Consider the following 17,305-nt stretch of genomic DNA (forward strand, 5'->3'; position numbering starts at 1 on the left):
TCTGACTCAGACGTCAGACGGTCGCGCCACAATGGCCCCATGCCTGTTAGAATGCGCGGCTATTTTCTGGCGACCCCCGGTTTCTAGCATGTCCCGACTCAATCCCAGGCAACAGGAAGCCCGTGACTACGTCGGCGGCCCTCTTTTGGTGCTCGCCGGTGCAGGCTCCGGCAAGACCAGCGTGATCACGCGCAAGATTGCCCACCTGATCCAGAACTGCGGCATCCGTGCTCAGTACATCGTCGCGATGACCTTCACCAACAAGGCTGCGCGCGAGATGAAGGAGCGGGTCGCCACCCTGCTGCGCCCGGGGGAAGGCCGGGGCCTGACGGTATGTACCTTCCACAACCTGGGCCTGAACATCATACGCAAGGAGCACGACAAGCTGGGCTACAAGCCGGGCTTTTCGATCTTCGACGAATCCGACATCAAGGCGCTGCTGTCGGACATCATGCAGAAGGAATACTCCGGCGACGACGGCATCGACGAGATCAAGAACATGATCGGTGCCTGGAAGAACGACCTGATTCTGCCCGCCGAAGCCTTGGAAAAAGCGCGAAACCCGCGCGAGCAGACCGCCGCCATCGTCTATACCCACTACCAGCGCACGCTCAAGGCGTTCAACGCGGTGGACTTCGACGACCTGATCCTGCAGCCGGTCAAGCTGTTCCAGGAGCACCCCGAAGTGCTGGAGCGCTGGCAGAACCGCGTGCGCTACCTGCTGGTGGACGAATACCAGGACACCAACGCCAGCCAGTACCTGCTGGTGAAAATGCTGATCGGCATGCGCAACCAGTTCACCGTGGTAGGTGACGATGACCAGTCGATCTACGCCTGGCGTGGTGCGCGCCCCGAGAACCTGATGCTGCTCAAGGAGGATTACCCTTCCCTGAAAATCGTCATGCTCGAACAGAACTACCGCTCCACCAGCCGCATCCTGCGCTGCGCCAACGTGCTGATCGCCAACAACCCGCATGCGTTCGAGAAGCAGTTGTGGAGCGAGATGGGCGTGGGCGACGAGATCCGTGTGATCCGCTGCAAGAACGAGGAAGCCGAGGCCGAGCGTGTGGCCATGGAAATCCTCACCCTGCACCTGCGCACCAACCGCCCTTACAGCGACTTCGCCATCCTCTATCGCGGCAACTACCAGGCCAAGCTGATCGAGCTGAAACTGCAGCATCACCAGGTGCCGTATCGCCTGTCGGGCGGCAACAGCTTCTTCGGCCGTCAGGAGGTCAAGGACCTGATGGCCTACCTGCGCTTGCTGGTCAACCCGGATGACGACAACGCCTACCTGCGGGTGATCAACGTACCGCGCCGCGAGATCGGCTCGACCACCCTGGAAAAGCTCGGCAACTACGCCACCGAACGGGGCGTTTCGATGTATGCCGCCAGCGAGGAACTGGGCCTGGGCGAGCACCTGGACGCGCGTTATACCGAGCGTCTACAGCGTTTCAAGCATTGGCTCGACGGCGTGCGCCACAAGGTCGCCCTGGAAGACCCGATTGCCGCGCTGCACGAGATGATCCGCGACATCGACTACGAAAACTGGATCCGCCAGCAGACGGCCAGCGATAAGGCTGCTGAGTTCCGCATCAGCAACGTCTGGTTCCTGGTCGAAGCGCTGAAGAACACCCTCGAGAAGGACGAAGAGGGTGACATGACCATCGAGGACGCCATCGGCAAGCTGGTGCTGCGCGACATGCTCGAGCGCCAGCAGGAAGAGGAAGAAAACGCCGAGGGCGTGCAGATGATGACCCTGCATGCGTCCAAAGGCCTGGAATTCCCTTACGTGTTCATCATGGGCATGGAGGAGGAAATCCTCCCCCACCGCTCGAGCATCGAAGCCGACACCATCGAAGAGGAACGCCGCCTGGCCTACGTGGGCATTACCCGCGCCCGCCAGACCCTGGCCTTCACCTTCGCTGCCAAACGCAAGCAGTACGGCGAAATCATCGACTGCACGCCCAGCCGGTTCCTCGACGAACTGCCGCCGGACGACCTGGCCTGGGAAGGCCTGGACGATGCGCCAGTGGAAGTCAAAGCCGCGCGTGGCAACAACGCACTGGCCGATATCCGGGCAATGCTCAAACGCTGATCAACCATTACTCTTTAACTCTGCCGCTCTTTGCGGCCACCTTTGCTACATCGGAGATACACAGTGGAAGCACTGCAGCAGAAGATTCGCGACGAAGGCATCGTGCTTTCCGATCAGGTTCTCAAAGTCGATGCGTTTCTCAACCACCAGATCGACCCTGCGCTGATGCAGCTGATCGGTGACGAGTTCGCCCGCCTTTACGCCGATGCCGGTGTGACCAAGATCGTCACCATCGAAGCCTCGGGTATTGCGCCGGCGGTGATGACTGGCCTGAAGCTGGGCGTTCCGGTGATCTTCGCACGCAAGCATCAGTCCCTGACCCTGACCGAAAACCTGCTGACTGCCTCGGTGTATTCCTTCACCAAGCAGACCGAGAACACCGTGGCGATCTCGCCGCGCCATCTCAACAGCAGCGATCGCGTGCTGGTGATCGATGACTTCCTGGCCAACGGCAAAGCCTCGCAGGCGCTGATCTCGATCATCAAGCAGGCCGGTGCCACCGTGGCCGGCCTGGGTATCGTCATCGAGAAGTCGTTCCAGGGTGGCCGTGCCGAGCTGGACGGCCAGGGTTACCGCGTTGAATCGCTGGCCCGGGTGAAGTCGCTGGAAGGTGGCGTGGTCAGCTTCATCGAGTGACAGCCATTGGGGCCGCTATGCGGCCCATCGCGACGCAAGGCCGCTCCTACAGGACCACCGTGCTGGAGCGGCCTTGTGTCGCGATGGGCTGCAAAGCAGCCCCAGCAATCACCGCGTCGCCGCCAATCCTGCCAATAGCAACCGCTGATACAGCTCGTCTTTGAGCCCTCGTGGCTCATCCAGCTGCATGCGCGCCAACTGCGCCGTATACCCCTCCGGCCCCGGCGCATCCAGCGCTGCCTTGCCCAGCTCCAGCACCTCGCTCAACCTGAACTTGCTTTTGAGCCAGTTCAAAGCCCGCAACAAGTCCCGTTCCTCGGCCGTGAAATCAGTCCCCAACGGATACTCCGGGAACAGCCGCGCATGCCGTGCCCTGATTTGCTCAAGTCGCTCAGGCGTGTTGTCGGTAAACCGCGCATCCAGCTGAAAGTCTTTTGCGAGCTTGCCGGCTTTCTTGGCCTGCTCGATCAGCTCGCCCTGGAACCTCGAATCACTGATCGCCAGCAGCCGTGCGATCACTTCGCTGTCGCTCTGCCCACGCAAGTCGGCGATGCCGTACTCGGTCACGACGATGTCGCGCAAGTGCCGGGGGATGGTGCAATGGCCGTAGGCCCAGAGCAGGTTTGAGCTGACCTCGCCTCCCGCCTCGCGCCAACTGCGCAGCAAGAGGATGGATCGCCCGCCCTCCAGCGCGTGCCCCTGTGCAACGAAGTTGTATTGCCCGCCCACGCCGCTGAGCACGCGGCCATCCTCCAGCTGGTCGGCTACACCCGCGCCGAGCAGGGTCATGGTGAACACTGTGTTTATGAAGCGGGCATCACGCCGCTGGCGGCGCTTCAGTTCTTCCTGGCCATACAGCTCGTTGATGAAGCTGATGCGCGTCATGGCAAACTGAGCGCGCTGCTCCAACGGCATCTCCCGCAAGCGTTGATAGAACGCCTGCGGGCCGAGGAAGAAGCCGCCGTGTACCAGCACGCCTTGCTCGTCAGCAGGGCGCCGCACCACCCCGGCTTCGGCGAGAGCCAGCAGGCCGTTGACGAACATCTCACTGCAACCGTAGAGGCCTTGGCCGAAAGCATCGAGCCCCCCTTCCCGCTCGATCAGGGTTTGCCATGGCCCTACATCCAGCTCACCCATCAGTGCCCGGTAACCAGAATTGTCGCCTTGGCGCGCCAGCAACGCAGCGGCCACGGCATCACCCATGGCGCCGATGCCGATCTGCAGGGTGCCGCCATCGCGCACCAGGGTACTGGCGTGCAGGCCGATGCAATGGTCCTGGGTGGTAACCGGCATGTTCGGTGTGGAGAACAGCCGACGTTGCTCCACCTGATCGATCAGCAGGTCGAACGCTTCCATGCCCAACTCCGAATCACCAGGCATGTAGGGCAGTTCGGCATGCACCTGCCCGAGCATGAGGATGGTTTCACCGGCCTCGCGGCGCTTGGCGATCATCGGCAGCAGGTCGAGGGTGATGTCGGGGTTGCAGGCCAGGCTCAAGTGCACCGGCTTTTCCGGCGTGGCGGCTACCAGTTGCGCAATCAGGTTGAGGCCCTTGGCGTTGATATCGCGGGCTGCGTGGCTGTAGTTGCTACTGACGTAGTCTTGCTGCGCGCAATCACTGTGCAGCAGGCCGCCGGGCTGCATGAAGAACTGCTCGACGCGGATGTTCGGCGGCAACTGGTCGTTGCGCAGGTCGGCGAGATAGGTGAGCTCCTGGTAATCGGCGAACACACGTTCGATGAAGGGCTCGAGCAAGCGCCGTTGCAAGCCGTCGCCCAAAGGTGGGCGGCCAAGCGACAAGGCCGTGTAGATCGTCAGCCGGCGCTCTGGCAGGTCACGCACCCGGGCGTACAACGCATTGACGAAGGCATTGGGTTTGCCAAGACCCAGCGGCAGGCCCATGTGGATATGCGCGGGCAAGCGCGACAAGACCTGCTCGACTGCCTGGTCGATGGAGCATAGGTGCATCGTGGCCTCCTGAATCTTCCGTGGGTTCAGGGGTTGGACATGAACCGGCGCGGGTTCGTTGCCTGCGCAAAGACAAAGCCCGCCATGCAAGGCGGGCTATTGGCAACTCAACCCAGGCTCAAAGCCCGGACATCTTCTGGATGGCCGCTTTGAGGTCTTCATCCGAACAATCGGCGCAGGTGCCCTTGGGGGGCATGGCGTTGATCCCGGTGATGGCCTTGGCCAGGATGCCGTCAAGGCCGCCCTGGTGATCGGCGCGCTCTTTCCAGGCGGCGGTGTCGCCAATTTTCGGCGCGCCGAGCAGGCCGCTGCCATGGCAGGCATTGCAATGCTTGGCGATGATTTCATCCGGTGTCTTGGCACCGCCACCGCCAGCCGAAGCGGCCACCTCCATGCCCTTGCATTCCTGGCCCTGGACGCACACTTGGCCAACCGGCTCAAGGCGTTTGGCAATGTCATCATTGGTCGCAGCGGTTGCGCTCATTGCCCAAAGGGCGAATACGGCTGCTGGTACGGCCAGCATCTTCTTGATTTGGTTCACGCGAACACCCTCATGGTGGCTAATCACGCCCGCGGCCACGGTAATGCGAGCGTTGAAAAGTATAGCGGGAACCCGGAAGCCGTGAAACGACCCTACTCAGGAAAGGGGTATTGCCGAATCAATGCACTGCGCTGGATCAAAAGTTCGACGGCGTTGCAGCACTGATCAGCCGCGCCGGCTCATCGAAAGGGTTGCGAAAACGGTGCGGGCGGGTGCTCTCGAAGTAGTAGCTGTCACCTTCTTCGAGGATGAAGGTCTCGGTGCCCACCACCAGTTCCAGCCGGCCTTCAAGGAGGATGCCGGTTTCTTCGCCATCGTGGGTGAGCATCTCGGCTCCGGTGTCGGCACCCGGCGGGTAGACCTCGGTCAGGAAGGCAATGGCACGGTTGGGATGCGACTTGCCCACCAGCTTCATGGTCACCGCACCGTCGGAAATGTCGATCAGCTCGTGGGCCTTGTAGACAATCTGGGCGTGGCTTTCAGCTTCCAGTTCCACGGAGAAAAACTCGACCATGGACATGGGAATACCGCTTAGCACCTTGCGCAGCGAGCTGATCGAGGGGCTCACACTGTTCTTCTCGATCATCGAGATGGTGCTGTTGGTCACGCCCGCACGCTTGGCGAGTTCACGCTGGGACAGGCCCTTGAGCTTGCGGATGGCTTGCAGTCGTTCGCCGACGTCCAAAGCTGGAGCCTCCTGAAACGGTGAGATGGCGGGGTGAATGTGAACGATATCATGGCAATGCCGTTCAGTATTTACAACACACCGCCCCTCAGGCTGTCCGCTTCAGCGTGTCATTCGCCGAAGTAGTCCAGCGGCACGCGTTTGAGGTTGCAGAAGATCTGGTAGGGGATGGTCCCTGCGTGCATGGCGACTTCACTGGCCAACACGTGCTTGCCCCACAGCTCGACCGGGCTGCCGATGGTCGCTTCGGGCACGTCGGTCAGGTCGATGCACAGCATGTCCATGGAAACGCGGCCAATCAGCTGGCAACGCTTGCCGGCGACCATCACCGGCGTACCGGTCGGCGCCTGGCGGGGGTAGCCATCGGCGTAGCCCATGGCAACCACGCCCACCCGGGTGGGGCGTTGGCTGATGAACTTGGCGCCATAGCCCACCGGCTCGCCAGCAGGCAACTCTCGCACGCTGATCACCCGCGATTGCAGGGTCATTACCGGCTGCAGGCGCTCGGCCTGGGCTTGCGCCACCTCGAACGGTGTTGCGCCATACAGCATGATGCCAGGGCGCACCCAGTCGCTGGGGGCATGCGGCCAGGCCAGTACGCCGGGCGAGTTGCGCAGGCTGCATTCGGCAGCCAAGCCCTGGCGGGCGGCCTCGAACACGGCAATCTGTTGCGCAGTGGCGTCGGCATCCAGTTCGTCGGCACGGGCGAAATGGCTCATCAGCACGATGCGCGCAACCTTGCCGCTGGCCAGCAGGCGCTGGTAAGCCTCGTGATAGTCCTTGGGGTGCAGGCCGACACGGTGCATGCCGCTGTCGAGCTTGAGCCAGAGGGTCAATGGCTTGTGCACGGGCGTCTTTTCGATGGCCTCCAGCTGCCACAGCGAATGCACCACGCACCACAGGTCATGCTCGGCGATCAGCGAAAGCTCGCTGGCTTCGAAGAAACCTTCAAGCAGCAGCATCGGAGCCTTGATACCCGCAGCACGCAACTCCAGCGCCTCTTCGATACACGCAACGGCAAAGCCATCGGCTTCGGCTTCCAGCGCGAGGGCGCAACGCACGGCGCCGTGGCCGTAGGCGTCGGCCTTGATCACGGCGAGGGCCTTGGCGCCGGTCAGTTCACGGGCAAGGCGGTAGTTGTGGCGCAGGGCTTGGAGGTCGATCAGGGCACGGGCGGGACGCATGGCGGCAGCCTTATGGTGGTTCAGGTTGAAAACAGTGTTGGATTCATCGCCGGCAAGCCGGTTCCCACAGGGTCAGTGTAGGAGCCGCCGTACCAGCGATGAGGCCGGTATCGCAGGCCGATTACTGATGCACTGGCGCCGTATGGCCTTGCTTGGCGACTTCCCGGGTTTTGCCATACCGTGAAATATCCAGCCCTTCAGCGCTGATTTGCGGCTTTTTGCGTGCAATCAGGTCAGCCAGCAGGCGCCCGGAACCACAGGCCATGGTCCAACCCAGGGTACCGTGGCCGGTGTTGAGGAACAGGTTACGGAATGCGGTGCCACCCACAATCGGGGTTCCATCCGGGGTCGCCGGGCGCAGACCGGTCCAGAAACTGGCCTGGCTCAGGTCACCGCCGCGAGGATAAAGGTCGTTGACGATCATCTCCAGTGTTTCGCGCCGGCGCGGGTTAAGCGACAGGTCAAAACCGGCGATCTCAGCCATGCCACCGACACGGATACGGTTGTCGAAACGGGTGATGGCAACCTTGTAGGTCTCATCGAGAATGGTCGAGGTCGGCGCCATGTCGGCGTTGGTGATCGGCACGGTCAGCGAATAACCCTTGAGCGGGTACACCGGCGCCTTGATGCCCAGCGGTTTGAGCATCTGCGGCGAGTAGCTGCCCAGCGCCAGCACGTAGCGATCGGCGGTTTCCAGCTTGCCGTCGACCCATACGCCATTGATTCGGTCACCGGCGAAGTCCAGGCGCTGGATGTCCTGGCCAAAGCGGAATTCGACACCCAGCTTGAGGGCCATTTCTGCAAGCTTGGTGGTGAACAGCTGGCAGTCGCCGGTCTGGTCGTTGGGCAGGCGCAGGGCGCCGGCAAGAATGTCCTTGACCCCAGCCAGGGCCGGTTCGACGCGGGCAATGCCATCACGGTCCAGCAGCTCGTAGGGCACGCCCGACTGCTCGAGCACAGCGATATCCTTGGCAGCAGCATCAACCTGAGCCTGGGTGCGGAACAGCTGGGTAGTGCCCAAAGTGCGGCTTTCGTAAGCGATACCGGTTTCGGCGCGCAGTTCGTCGAGGCAATCGCGGCTGTACTCGGACAGGCGCACCATGCGCTCCTTGTTCACTGCATAGCGGCTGGCGGTGCAGTTGCGCAGCATCTGTGCCATCCACAGGTACTGGTCAACGTCGCCGGTCAGCTTGATGGCCAATGGCGCGTGGCGCTCCAGCAGCCACTTGATGGCTTTGAGCGGCACGCCTGGAGCAGCCCAGGGCGAGGCGTAGCCGGGCGAGATCTGGCCTGCGTTGGCGAAGCTGGTTTCCATCGCCACCGCCGGTTGGCGATCGACCACAGTCACTTCAAAACCTTGCCGGGCCAGGTAATAGGCACTGGCGGTTCCGATTACACCGCTACCAAGTACCAGAACTCGCATCGTTGATCCCTCGCACGCGGCGCACCGCATTTTTGTTGATATGGCATGGATGCGCGCAGTATAAAAATTACAGCCCAGTGCAATTCACTATATAAAAGCCTATATTTGGCGAGAATTCTCGGCAAAATCGCCTTTCACGGAGGGGCATCCCCTATGAGAACCCAGCACCAGAGCAAACGTGAACTGGACAAGATCGACCGCAACATCCTGCGGATCCTGCAGAATGACGGGCGCATTTCCTTCACCGAACTGGGCGAGAAAGTTGGGCTTTCCACCACCCCTTGCACCGAGCGCGTACGCCGCCTGGAGCGTGAGGGCATCATCATGGGCTACAACGCCCGGCTCAACCCTCAGCACCTGAAGGGCAGCCTGCTGGTGTTCGTGGAAATCAGCCTGGACTACAAGTCGGGCGACACGTTCGAGGAGTTCCGCCGCGCGGTGCTCAAGCTGCCACACGTGCTGGAATGCCACTTGGTGTCGGGCGATTTCGATTACCTGGTGAAGGCACGCATTTCGGAGATGGCCTCGTACCGCAAGCTGCTGGGCGACATCCTGCTCAAGCTGCCGCACGTGCGCGAGTCCAAGAGCTACATCGTGATGGAGGAGGTGAAGGAAAGCCTCTGCCTGCCGATCCCGGACTGACGCTAAACCAGCACCTGCCGGGTGGTGGCGATGAACCGGTGGACGAGCTGCTCGGCTTGCGGCTCGATCATCTGTTGCGGGCCACGGCCGCGTGGGCAGGCCATGCGCGGGGTGGTGCCGAACAGGCGGCAGATCATCGGCCTTTCTTCATACACGGTGCAGCCATTGGGCCCCAGGTGCACACAGTCCAGGCGCTGCAGCGCCGCATCCTGCTCAGCCTGCGACTTGCGCGGCAGGCGGGCCATCTCTTCGGCTGACGTGGTAACCGGGCCACAACAGTCGTGGCAACCGGGCTCGCATTCGAAGGAAGGGATGAGTTCACGCAGGAACTGGATCTTGTGGCGGTTGCAGGACATGGCGAGGAACACATTGAAGATTGAGACTGAATTATAGGCCTCATCGCCGGCCTGCCGCGAATGAGGCCGGTTGCCCGACCCCGAAAGCCCGGCTTATCCTCCCACTTCTGTCTCGACACCCAGGACCCGCCAATGATCCACAGCGCGCAGCACGCCGCCTCCTACTACGCCGCCAGCAGCGCGCCACACCCCGATCACCCGTTCCTGCAAGGCGAGCACAGCGCCGACGTGTGCATCGTTGGCGGCGGCTATTCGGGCCTGAACACCGCCATCGAGCTGGCCGAACGCGGCCTGTCGGTGATCCTGCTGGAAGCGCGCAAGCTCGGCTGGGGGGCCAGCGGGCGCAATGGCGGCCAGCTTATCCGGGGCGTCGGTCACGGCCTGGAGCAGTTCCTTGCGGTGATCGGTGAAGAAGGCGTACGCAGCATGAAGCTGATGGGCCTGGAAGCCGTGGACATCGTCCGTGAGCGGGTCGAGCGCCACGCCATCGCCTGCGACCTGACCTGGGGTTACTGCGACCTGGCCAACAAACCCGGCGAGCTGCAAGGCTTCGCCGAAGACGCCGATGAACTGCGCAGCCTGGGCTACCGTCACGAACTGCGCCTGGTGCATAAAGATGATATCCACAGCGTGGTCGGCTCCGACCGTTATGTCGGCGGCCTGATCGACATGGGCTCAGGGCACCTACACCCGCTCAACCTGGCGCTTGGCGAAGCGGCCGTGGCCAGCCGCCTTGGTGTGCAGCTATACGAGCAATCGGAGGTCAGCCGCATCGAGTACGGCCCCGAAGTGAAGGTGCACACCGCCCAAGGCCGGGTGCGCGCCAAAACCCTGGTGCTGTGCTGCAACGCCTATCACAACGGCCTCAACCGCGAATTGGGCGGCAAAGTGCTGCCAGCCGGCAGCTACATCATCGCCACCGAACCGCTGGGTGAGGAACGCGCGCGCCAATTGCTGCCGCAGAACATGGCGGTGTGCGACCAGCGCGTGGCGCTGGACTACTATCGCCTGTCCGCCGACCACCGTCTGCTGTTCGGCGGTGCCTGCCATTACTCCGGGCGCGACCCACAGGACATTGCCGCCTACATGCGGCCGAAGATGCTCAAGGTGTTCCCGCAACTGGCCGATGTGCGCATCGATTACCAGTGGGGTGGGATGATCGGCATCGGCGCCAACCGCCTGCCACAGGTCGGCCGCCTGGCCAACCAGCCGAATGTTTATTACGCCCAGGCCTACTCTGGCCATGGGCTCAACGCCACTCACCTGGCAGCGCGCCTGCTGGGTGAAGCCATCAGCGGCCAGCAAAGCGGGCGCTTCGACCTGTTCGCCAAGGTGCCACACATCACCTTCCCTGGCGGCAAACACCTGCGCTCGCCGCTGCTGGCGTTGGGGATGTTGTGGCACAGGCTCAAAGAGCTGACTTGAGACCTGAACGGTCCTGCATGGACCGCGCAGTGTCATGTTGATCAGTCTTTCCAAAAGGGTTTACGCCCCTCGGTCAAGGCCTGCTCCCAGCTCAGCCCAACATCGCGCAACTGCTCATCGGTCAACTGCAGCAACGCCCTGCGGGTGTGCCAGCGATGCAGCATCAGGCCCCAACGCCCCATCCCTTGCGGGGCGTTGAACACCTTGGCCTGCTGCCCGGCTTCCAGTTCCCTGGCCAACAGTTGCAAGCGCACATCGCTCATGCCACCCATCGCTGCGTTCTCCCATTCAGTGGTTACTGTGGAGAAAGCATGCGCGCTGCCAGCACCGGCAATACAGATTCAATACAGGCTTATTATTCCCATACAGAATTGGCGGATCTGCGGCTGAATGCTGTATTTTCTACGCAACTGTACTGGTCGTGCTTGCAATCGAGCACAGGAGTATGCCGTGACGCTCTACCTGAACCTCGCCGAGCTGCTCGGCACCCGTATCGAGCAAGGCCTGTACCGCCCCGGCCAGCGCCTGCCATCGGTGCGCGCCCTGAGCGTGGAACATGGGGTCAGCCTGAGTACGGTGCAGCAGGCCTACCGCCTGCTGGAAGACAACGGCATGGTGTCGCCACGCCCCAAGTCCGGCTACTTCGTCAACGACCATCGCCACCTCGCCGCACTGCCCGCCGTCAGCCGCCCTGCCCAGCGACCCGTGGACATTTCGCAGTGGGAACAGGTATTGGAGCTGGTGCGCAGCACACCTCGTCAAGACGTCATACAGCTCGGCCGCGGCATGCCCGACATCGACAGCCCGAGCCTCAAGCCCTTGTTGCGCAGCCTCGCCCAGCTCAGCCGGCGCCAGGACATGCCGGGGCTGTATTACGACAACATCCATGGCAACCTCGCTCTGCGTGAGCAGGTTGCCCGCCTGGTGCTGGACTCTGGCTGCCGCCTGGGCCCGGCGGACCTGGTGGTGACGACCGGCTGCCACGAAGCGTTGTCGTGCAGCATCCGCGCGGTGTGCGAGCCGGGCGACATTGTCGCGGTCGATTCGCCGAGCTTTCACGGCGCCATGCAAACACTCAAAGGCCTGGGCATGAAGGCGTTGGAGATCCCCACCGACCCGATCACCGGCATCAGCCTGGAAGCCCTGGAACTGGCGCTTGAGCAGTGGCCGATCAAGCTCATCCAGATCACGCCAAGCTGTAATAACCCGCTTGGCTACATCATGCCCGAGGCACGCAAGAAGGCCCTGCTGAACCTGGCCCAGCGCTATGACGTCGCCATCCTCGAAGACGATGTGTATGGCGACCTGGCCTACACCTACCCCCGCCCGCGCACTCTCAAGTCGTTCGACGACGACGGTCGCGTGCTGCTGTGCAGTTCGTTTTCCAAGACGCTAGCCCCGGGCCTGCGCATTGGCTGGGTGGCGCCAGGGCGCTATCTGGAGCGGGTGCTGCACATGAAGTACATCAGCACCGGCAGCACGGCCACCCAGCCGCAGCTGGCGATTGCCGATTTCATCGCCAGCGGCCACTACCACCCCCATGTGCGGCGCATGCGCAGCCAGTACCAGCGCGGCCGCGACCTGATGAGCGACTGGGTAAACCGTTACTTCCCGCCTGGCACGCGCGTCAGCCGGCCTCAGGGTGGCTTCATGCTGTGGGTGGAGCTGCCAGAGCATTTCGACACGTTGCGGCTGAACCGCGCTTTACTGGAACAGGGCGTGCAGGTTGCCGTGGGCAGCATCTTTTCGGCCTCAGGCAAGTTCCGCCACTGCCTGCGGATGAATTTCGCCGCGCGGCCAACACCGCAGATCGAGGACGCGGTGCGCAAAGTGGGAGAAACCGCCCTTCGTCTACTGGATCAAAGTAACACCGACGGGTAACTTTGCGCCGCCCTATACGGTCCAACCTCTCAAGCCTTTGCCGCACAGGACGATCCACACTTGAGACTCCAGCGAGCTCTGCCCCTGCTGCTGGTGCTGCTCGGCCTTGCAGGCTGCGCCAGCGTCGGTACACCCCGCGAGACCAGCCAGGCACTGCCGGCCAAAGATTCAGCCTTCGGCCGCTCGGTGCTGCGCCAGGCCGCACCCTATGAAGGACGGTCCGGTTTCCGTCTGCTGCCCAACAGCAACGAGGCCTTCCGTGCCCGCGCTGAGCTGATCCGCAACGCGCAGGCCAGCATCGACTTGCAGTACTACATCGTCCACGACGGCCTGAGCACCCGGGCCCTGGTCCATGAACTGCTGCGCGCCGCCGACCGAGGCGTACGCGTGCGCATCCTGCTGGACGACACCACCAGCGACGGCCTGGACACCATCATGGGCACCCTCGACGCCCATCCGAACATCCAGATCCGCGTATTCAACCCACTGCATCTGGGCCGCAGCACGGGGGTGACGCGCGCGGTGGGCCGCCTGTTCAACCTGTCGCGCCAGCACCGGCGCATGCACAACAAGCTGTTCCTGGTGGACAACAGCATGGCCATCGTCGGCGGGCGCAACCTGGGCGATGAGTATTTCGATGCTGAGCCCAACCTGAATTTCACTGACATCGACATGCTCGGCGTGGGCCCGGTGGCCGAACAGCTCGGGCACAGCTTCGACCAGTACTGGAACAGTGCCCTGAGCCGGCCCGTGACTGACTTCCTCTGGCAACTGCCGGATGCCGCCGACCTGCGCGCCAGCCGCCACCGCCTGGAGGTGTCGCTGGCCGAGGCGCGGGTGCAGCGCAAGGCGCTGTATGACCGCCTGATGGCCTATCAGTCGGAGCCTCGGCTGGATGTTTGGCGCAATGAGCTGATCTGGGCCCACAGCCAGGCCTTGTGGGATGCACCGAGCAAGGTGCTGGCAGACGATGAGCCAGACCCGCACCTGCTGATGAGCCAGCAGTTGGCCCCTGACCTGGCAAACGTGCACCACGAGTTGATCCTGGTTTCGGCCTATTTCGTCCCTGGCGAGCCGGGGCTGCTGTACCTGACCGGCCGTGCGGACGCCGGAACGTCGGTCAAGCTGTTGACCAACTCGCTGGAGGCCACCGATGTACCGGCCGTGCATGGCGGGTATGCGCCCTACCGCCGGGCGCTGCTCGAACACGGCGTGCAGCTGTTCGAGTTGCGCCGCCAGCCGGGTGACCCCAGTGCCGGGCGCCTGAATTTCCACGGCGGTTCGGATTCCAGCCTGCACAGCAAGGCGATCGTGTTCGACCGACACAAGACTTTCATCGGCTCGTTCAATTTCGACCCGCGTTCGGTGTTGTGGAATACCGAGGTCGGGGTGCTGGTGGACAGCCCGGAGCTGGCCGAATACACCCGCGAGCTGGCCGTTCAGGGCATGGCGCCTGCGCTGAGTTATCAGGTCAGGCTAGAGAATGACAAGCTGGCCTGGGTGACCGAGGACAACGGCCACCTGCACACCCTGACGGCAGAGCCCGGCGGGCTCTGGCGGCGGTTCAATGCGTGGATCAGCAAGGCCGTCGGGCTGGAGAAAATGCTGTAGCGCAGGGCCTCAGGCGGCAGCAGGCTCGAAGGCACCGCGCCGCCGGGTCAACACCACCAACCCGGCCGCCCCAACTGCCATCAGCAGCGGCAACGCATGGCCACTGAGCCACTGGCTACCCGCACCGGCCAGCAACGGCCCCAGCAGGCAGCCGATACCCCACAGCTGCGCCACATGAGCATTGGCCCGCACAAGTGCATCATCCCGATAACGCTCGCCGATCAGTATCAGCGACAACGTGAACAGGCCACCGGCACTGGCCCCGAACAGCACCCACAACGGCCAGATCGCCGGCGTGTGCACAAGCAACGGAATCGCCAGGCTGGAACACAGCAAGGTCACGGCACAACCGGTGAACAGTGCGCGCCGCGACATGTGGTCGGCCAAGGCGCCAATCGGCAACTGCAGCACCGCGTCGCCAACCACCACGGTACTGACCATGAACAGCGCCAGCTCGGTGGTGAAGCCCTGCTGCAGGCAATACACCGGCAACAGGGTGAGGATCATCGCCTCGAAGGCAGCGAACAGCGCGATGGCCCAGGCGATCACCGGCAGCCGGCGACAAAAGGCGAACAGGTCGCTGAAGGTAACGCTGCAGGCCTCGGTACTCGGCGCGCCGCCACGACCCAACAGCAGCAAGGGCGATAGCAGCAGCAGGCCGGTCGCAGCCCAGAAGCCAAAGTCATCGTCGGAGCCGAGAAAGCCCAGCACCAGCGGCCCTGCCAGTTGGCTCAAGGCATAGCTGCTGCCATACAGCGCCACCAGGCGCCCACGCCACTGCTCGACCACCAACTGGTTGATCCAGCTCTCACCAAGGATGAACACCACGGTCAACGACATGCCGATCAGCAAGCGCAGCGCCAGCCACAGCGGGTAGCTGGGCAGCACCGCCAGCAGGCCAATCGACAATGCCCCGCCCCACAGGCACAGGCGCATAGCCGAAGGCACGCCGACCCAGCCGGCCAGGCGGCTGGCCAGGCTGGCACCAATCAGCACGCCCAGCGCGGGCATCGCAGCCATTACGCCGATGGCGAAGCTACCGTAGCCCCAGGCCTCCAGGCGCAGGGACACCAGCGGCATGCTCACGCCGAGCGCGAGCCCGACGCTCAGCACCGATGCCAGCACGGCAAAGTAGGTTCCCCAGCGCATAGCAGCCTCCCAGGCAGAATTCTTGAATGGCAGAAACGACACAGCCGGGACGGTGTGAACCGGCCCGGCTGTCGTTGGGGCTGTAGCGCAGCCCCCCTGGATTTACAGCTTGATCCAGGTCGCTTTCAGCTCGGTGTACTTCTCCAGTGCATGCAGCGACTTGTCACGGCCGTTGCCCGACTGTTTGAAACCACCGAACGGCGCGGTCATGTCGCCGCCATCGTACTGGTTGACCCAGACGCTGCCGGCGCGCACGGCACGGGCAGTCTTGTGGGCCTTGGAAATATCCGACGTCCAGATGCCAGCGGCCAGGCCATACGGCGTGTCGTTGGCAATGGCGATGGCTTCTTCGGCAGTATCGAAGGCGATGACCGACAGCACGGGGCCGAAGATTTCTTCCTGGGCGATCTTCATGGCGTTGGTCACGCCGTCGAAGATGGTCGGCTCGACGTAGGTGCCGCCAGTCTCTTCCAGGGTGCGCTTGCCACCGGCCAGCAACTTGGCGCCGTCCTTGTGGCCGGCGTCGATGTACGACAGCACGGTATTCATCTGCTGGGTGTCGACCAGCGCACCGACGGTGGTCTGCGGATCGAGCGGGTTACCTGGCTTCCAGCCCTTGAGCGCTTCGACCACCATGGGCAGGAACTTGTCCTTGATCGAACGCTCGACCAGCAGGCGCGAACCTGCGGTGCAAACTTCGCCCTGGTTGAAAGCGATGGCGCTGGCAGCAGCTTCGGCGGCGGCTTGCAGGTCCGGAGCGTCGGCAAAGACGATGTTCGGGCTCTTGCCACCGGCTTCCAGCCAGATACGCTTCATGTTCGACTCGCCCGCATACACCATCAACTGCTTGGCGATCTTGGTCGAGCCGGTGAACACCAGGGTGTCTACATCCATGTGCAGGGCCAGGGCCTTGCCGACGGTGTGGCCGTAGCCTGGCAGCACGTTCAGCACACCGGCCGGGATACCGGCTTCGATGGCCAGCTGGGCAATGCGGATGGCGGTCAGCGGCGACTTCTCGGATGGCTTGAGTACCAGCGAGTTACCGGTGGCCAGGGCTGGTGCGATCTTCCAGCAGGCCATCAGCAGCGGGAAGTTCCACGGTACGATGGCACCGACCACGCCAACTGCTTCGCGGGTAACCAGACCCAGCTGATCACTAGGGGTCGGCGCGACTTCGTCGTAGACCTTGTCGATGGCTTCGGCGGTCCAGTGGATGGCATTGGCCGCGCCCGGCACGTCGATGCTGGAGGAGTCGCCGATCGGCTTGCCCATGTCCAGAGTTTCCAGCAGCGCCAGCTCTTCGACGTTCTTGCGCAGCAGGTCGGCGAAGCGGATCAGTTTGGCCTTGCGTTTGGCCGGGGCCAGCTGCGACCAGACGCCGGAATCGAACGTTGCGCGGGCGTTTTCCACAGCGCGATTGGCATCGGCCAGGTCGCAGCTGGCAACCTTGGCCAGGAAGCGTCCGTCGACCGGGCTCAGGCAGTCGAAGGTTTCACCGGATGCGGCGTCGGTGTATTCGCCGTTGATGAAGGCACGTCCTTCGATCTTCAGTTGCTGGGCACGTTGCTCCCAGTCTGCACGAGTCAGGGTGGTCATACGAAACTCCTCCTCTTGTTTAGGTGCAACGCCGCACTGAGGACTCACAGGCGTTGTCAGAATTCTGGCCGGGCGACAAGCGCACACTGGCAAGCGATACCCTAAACCAG

15 protein-coding genes are annotated in these 17,305 nt (G+C 63.0%); 6 read left to right on the forward strand and 9 right to left on the reverse strand.

From position 1 onward, the window contains the following. The first annotated feature begins 88 nt into the window (after positions 1–88). Together rep and NGJ21_RS11475 are read left to right on the forward strand one after the other, a co-directional pair. The gene (rep, locus tag NGJ21_RS11470; RefSeq protein ID WP_012312154.1) at positions 89–2,098 is read left to right on the forward strand and encodes a DNA helicase Rep; all 2,010 of its coding nucleotides are present in this window, start codon (positions 89–91) and stop codon (positions 2,096–2,098) included. Between the two features lie 63 nt (positions 2,099–2,161). Then, positions 2,162–2,734, forward strand: coding sequence for a xanthine phosphoribosyltransferase (locus tag NGJ21_RS11475; protein ID WP_012312153.1), 573 nt, complete (start codon positions 2,162–2,164; stop codon positions 2,732–2,734). Positions 2,735–2,842: 108 nt separating this feature from the next. On the opposite strand, the gene NGJ21_RS11480 is transcribed toward NGJ21_RS11475, so the two are convergent. The 5 genes from NGJ21_RS11480 to dadA form a co-directional block, all read right to left on the reverse strand. After that, entirely contained in the window at positions 2,843–4,702 is a 1,860-nt protein-coding gene (locus tag NGJ21_RS11480) for an acetyl-CoA hydrolase/transferase C-terminal domain-containing protein (RefSeq protein WP_251962136.1), read from the reverse strand. A gap of 118 nt (positions 4,703–4,820) precedes the next feature. Further along, positions 4,821–5,225 (reverse strand): c-type cytochrome, encoded by a 405-nt coding sequence (locus NGJ21_RS11485; protein ID WP_046787067.1) that lies wholly within the window; start codon positions 5,223–5,225, stop codon positions 4,821–4,823. A 154-nt stretch (positions 5,226–5,379) separates the two neighbouring features. Further along, complete coding sequence (locus NGJ21_RS11490) at positions 5,380–5,928, reverse strand: cupin domain-containing protein (protein ID WP_039603621.1); 549 nt, start codon at positions 5,926–5,928, stop codon at positions 5,380–5,382. 110 nt (positions 5,929–6,038) lie between these two features. After that, a complete protein-coding gene (gene alr, locus NGJ21_RS11495; RefSeq protein WP_174141070.1) occupies positions 6,039–7,112 on the reverse strand; it encodes an alanine racemase in 1,074 nt (357 codons plus the stop codon). Positions 7,113–7,233: 121 nt separating this feature from the next. Continuing rightward, complete coding sequence (gene dadA, locus NGJ21_RS11500) at positions 7,234–8,535, reverse strand: D-amino acid dehydrogenase (RefSeq protein ID WP_046786885.1); 1,302 nt, start codon at positions 8,533–8,535, stop codon at positions 7,234–7,236. Between the two features lie 153 nt (positions 8,536–8,688). Here dadA and dadR point away from each other — a divergent pair, with 153 nt between their 5' ends. After that, positions 8,689–9,177 carry a transcriptional regulator DadR gene (dadR, locus tag NGJ21_RS11505; RefSeq protein WP_003258963.1) on the forward strand — a complete coding sequence of 163 codons (489 nt, stop codon included), beginning with the start codon at positions 8,689–8,691 and terminating at the stop codon, positions 9,175–9,177. A 2-nt stretch (positions 9,178–9,179) separates the two neighbouring features. Here dadR and NGJ21_RS11510 read toward each other — a convergent pair whose 3' ends face one another. Next, on the reverse strand, positions 9,180–9,533 hold the full coding sequence (locus NGJ21_RS11510; protein WP_125924395.1) for a YkgJ family cysteine cluster protein: 354 nt from the start codon (positions 9,531–9,533) through the stop codon (positions 9,180–9,182). Between the two features lie 132 nt (positions 9,534–9,665). Here NGJ21_RS11510 and NGJ21_RS11515 point away from each other — a divergent pair, with 132 nt between their 5' ends. Beyond that, positions 9,666–10,958 (forward strand): NAD(P)/FAD-dependent oxidoreductase, encoded by a 1,293-nt coding sequence (locus NGJ21_RS11515; protein ID WP_237859725.1) that lies wholly within the window; start codon positions 9,666–9,668, stop codon positions 10,956–10,958. 41 nt (positions 10,959–10,999) lie between these two features. On the opposite strand, the gene NGJ21_RS11520 is transcribed toward NGJ21_RS11515, so the two are convergent. Next, complete coding sequence (locus NGJ21_RS11520; RefSeq protein WP_046786882.1) at positions 11,000–11,230, reverse strand: DUF1127 domain-containing protein; 231 nt, start codon at positions 11,228–11,230, stop codon at positions 11,000–11,002. Between the two features lie 178 nt (positions 11,231–11,408). Here NGJ21_RS11520 and NGJ21_RS11525 point away from each other — a divergent pair, with 178 nt between their 5' ends. Both NGJ21_RS11525 and NGJ21_RS11530 read left to right on the forward strand, forming a co-directional pair. Next, positions 11,409–12,839, forward strand: a complete 1,431-nt coding sequence (locus tag NGJ21_RS11525; protein ID WP_161872405.1) for an aminotransferase-like domain-containing protein — start codon at positions 11,409–11,411, stop codon at positions 12,837–12,839. Positions 12,840–12,899: 60 nt separating this feature from the next. Beyond that, positions 12,900–14,450: a phospholipase D family protein gene (locus NGJ21_RS11530; RefSeq protein ID WP_251962137.1), complete on the forward strand. Its 1,551-nt coding sequence runs from the start codon at positions 12,900–12,902 to the stop codon at positions 14,448–14,450. Between the two features lie 9 nt (positions 14,451–14,459). Here NGJ21_RS11530 and NGJ21_RS11535 read toward each other — a convergent pair whose 3' ends face one another. Both NGJ21_RS11535 and NGJ21_RS11540 read right to left on the reverse strand, forming a co-directional pair. Then, positions 14,460–15,599: an MFS transporter gene (locus tag NGJ21_RS11535; protein ID WP_046786879.1), complete on the reverse strand. Its 1,140-nt coding sequence runs from the start codon at positions 15,597–15,599 to the stop codon at positions 14,460–14,462. 102 nt (positions 15,600–15,701) lie between these two features. After that, positions 15,702–17,195: an aldehyde dehydrogenase gene (locus tag NGJ21_RS11540; protein ID WP_046786878.1), complete on the reverse strand. Its 1,494-nt coding sequence runs from the start codon at positions 17,193–17,195 to the stop codon at positions 15,702–15,704. Positions 17,196–17,305 lie beyond the last annotated feature (110 nt).

Origin of the sequence: Pseudomonas sp. Marseille-Q5299 (assembly GCF_943737035.1) — a bacterium.
GTDB classification, from domain to species: Bacteria; Pseudomonadota; Gammaproteobacteria; order Pseudomonadales; family Pseudomonadaceae; genus Aquipseudomonas; species Aquipseudomonas putida_E.

Coding starts and splice junctions, on each gene's coding strand:
- rep (WP_012312154.1), top strand. CDS start 89: ATGTCCCGACTCAATCCCAGGCAACAGGAAGCCCGTGACTACGTCGGC.
- NGJ21_RS11480 (WP_251962136.1), bottom strand. CDS start 4,702: ATGCACCTATGCTCCATCGACCAGGCAGTCGAGCAGGTCTTGTCGCGC.
- NGJ21_RS11485 (WP_046787067.1), bottom strand. CDS start 5,225: ATGCTGGCCGTACCAGCAGCCGTATTCGCCCTTTGGGCAATGAGCGCA.
- alr (WP_174141070.1), bottom strand. CDS start 7,112: ATGCGTCCCGCCCGTGCCCTGATCGACCTCCAAGCCCTGCGCCACAAC.
- dadA (WP_046786885.1), bottom strand. CDS start 8,535: ATGCGAGTTCTGGTACTTGGTAGCGGTGTAATCGGAACCGCCAGTGCC.
- dadR (WP_003258963.1), top strand. CDS start 8,689: ATGAGAACCCAGCACCAGAGCAAACGTGAACTGGACAAGATCGACCGC.
- NGJ21_RS11510 (WP_125924395.1), bottom strand. CDS start 9,533: ATGTCCTGCAACCGCCACAAGATCCAGTTCCTGCGTGAACTCATCCCT.
- NGJ21_RS11515 (WP_237859725.1), top strand. CDS start 9,666: ATGATCCACAGCGCGCAGCACGCCGCCTCCTACTACGCCGCCAGCAGC.
- NGJ21_RS11520 (WP_046786882.1), bottom strand. CDS start 11,230: ATGGGTGGCATGAGCGATGTGCGCTTGCAACTGTTGGCCAGGGAACTG.
- NGJ21_RS11535 (WP_046786879.1), bottom strand. CDS start 15,599: ATGCGCTGGGGAACCTACTTTGCCGTGCTGGCATCGGTGCTGAGCGTC.
- NGJ21_RS11540 (WP_046786878.1), bottom strand. CDS start 17,195: ATGACCACCCTGACTCGTGCAGACTGGGAGCAACGTGCCCAGCAACTG.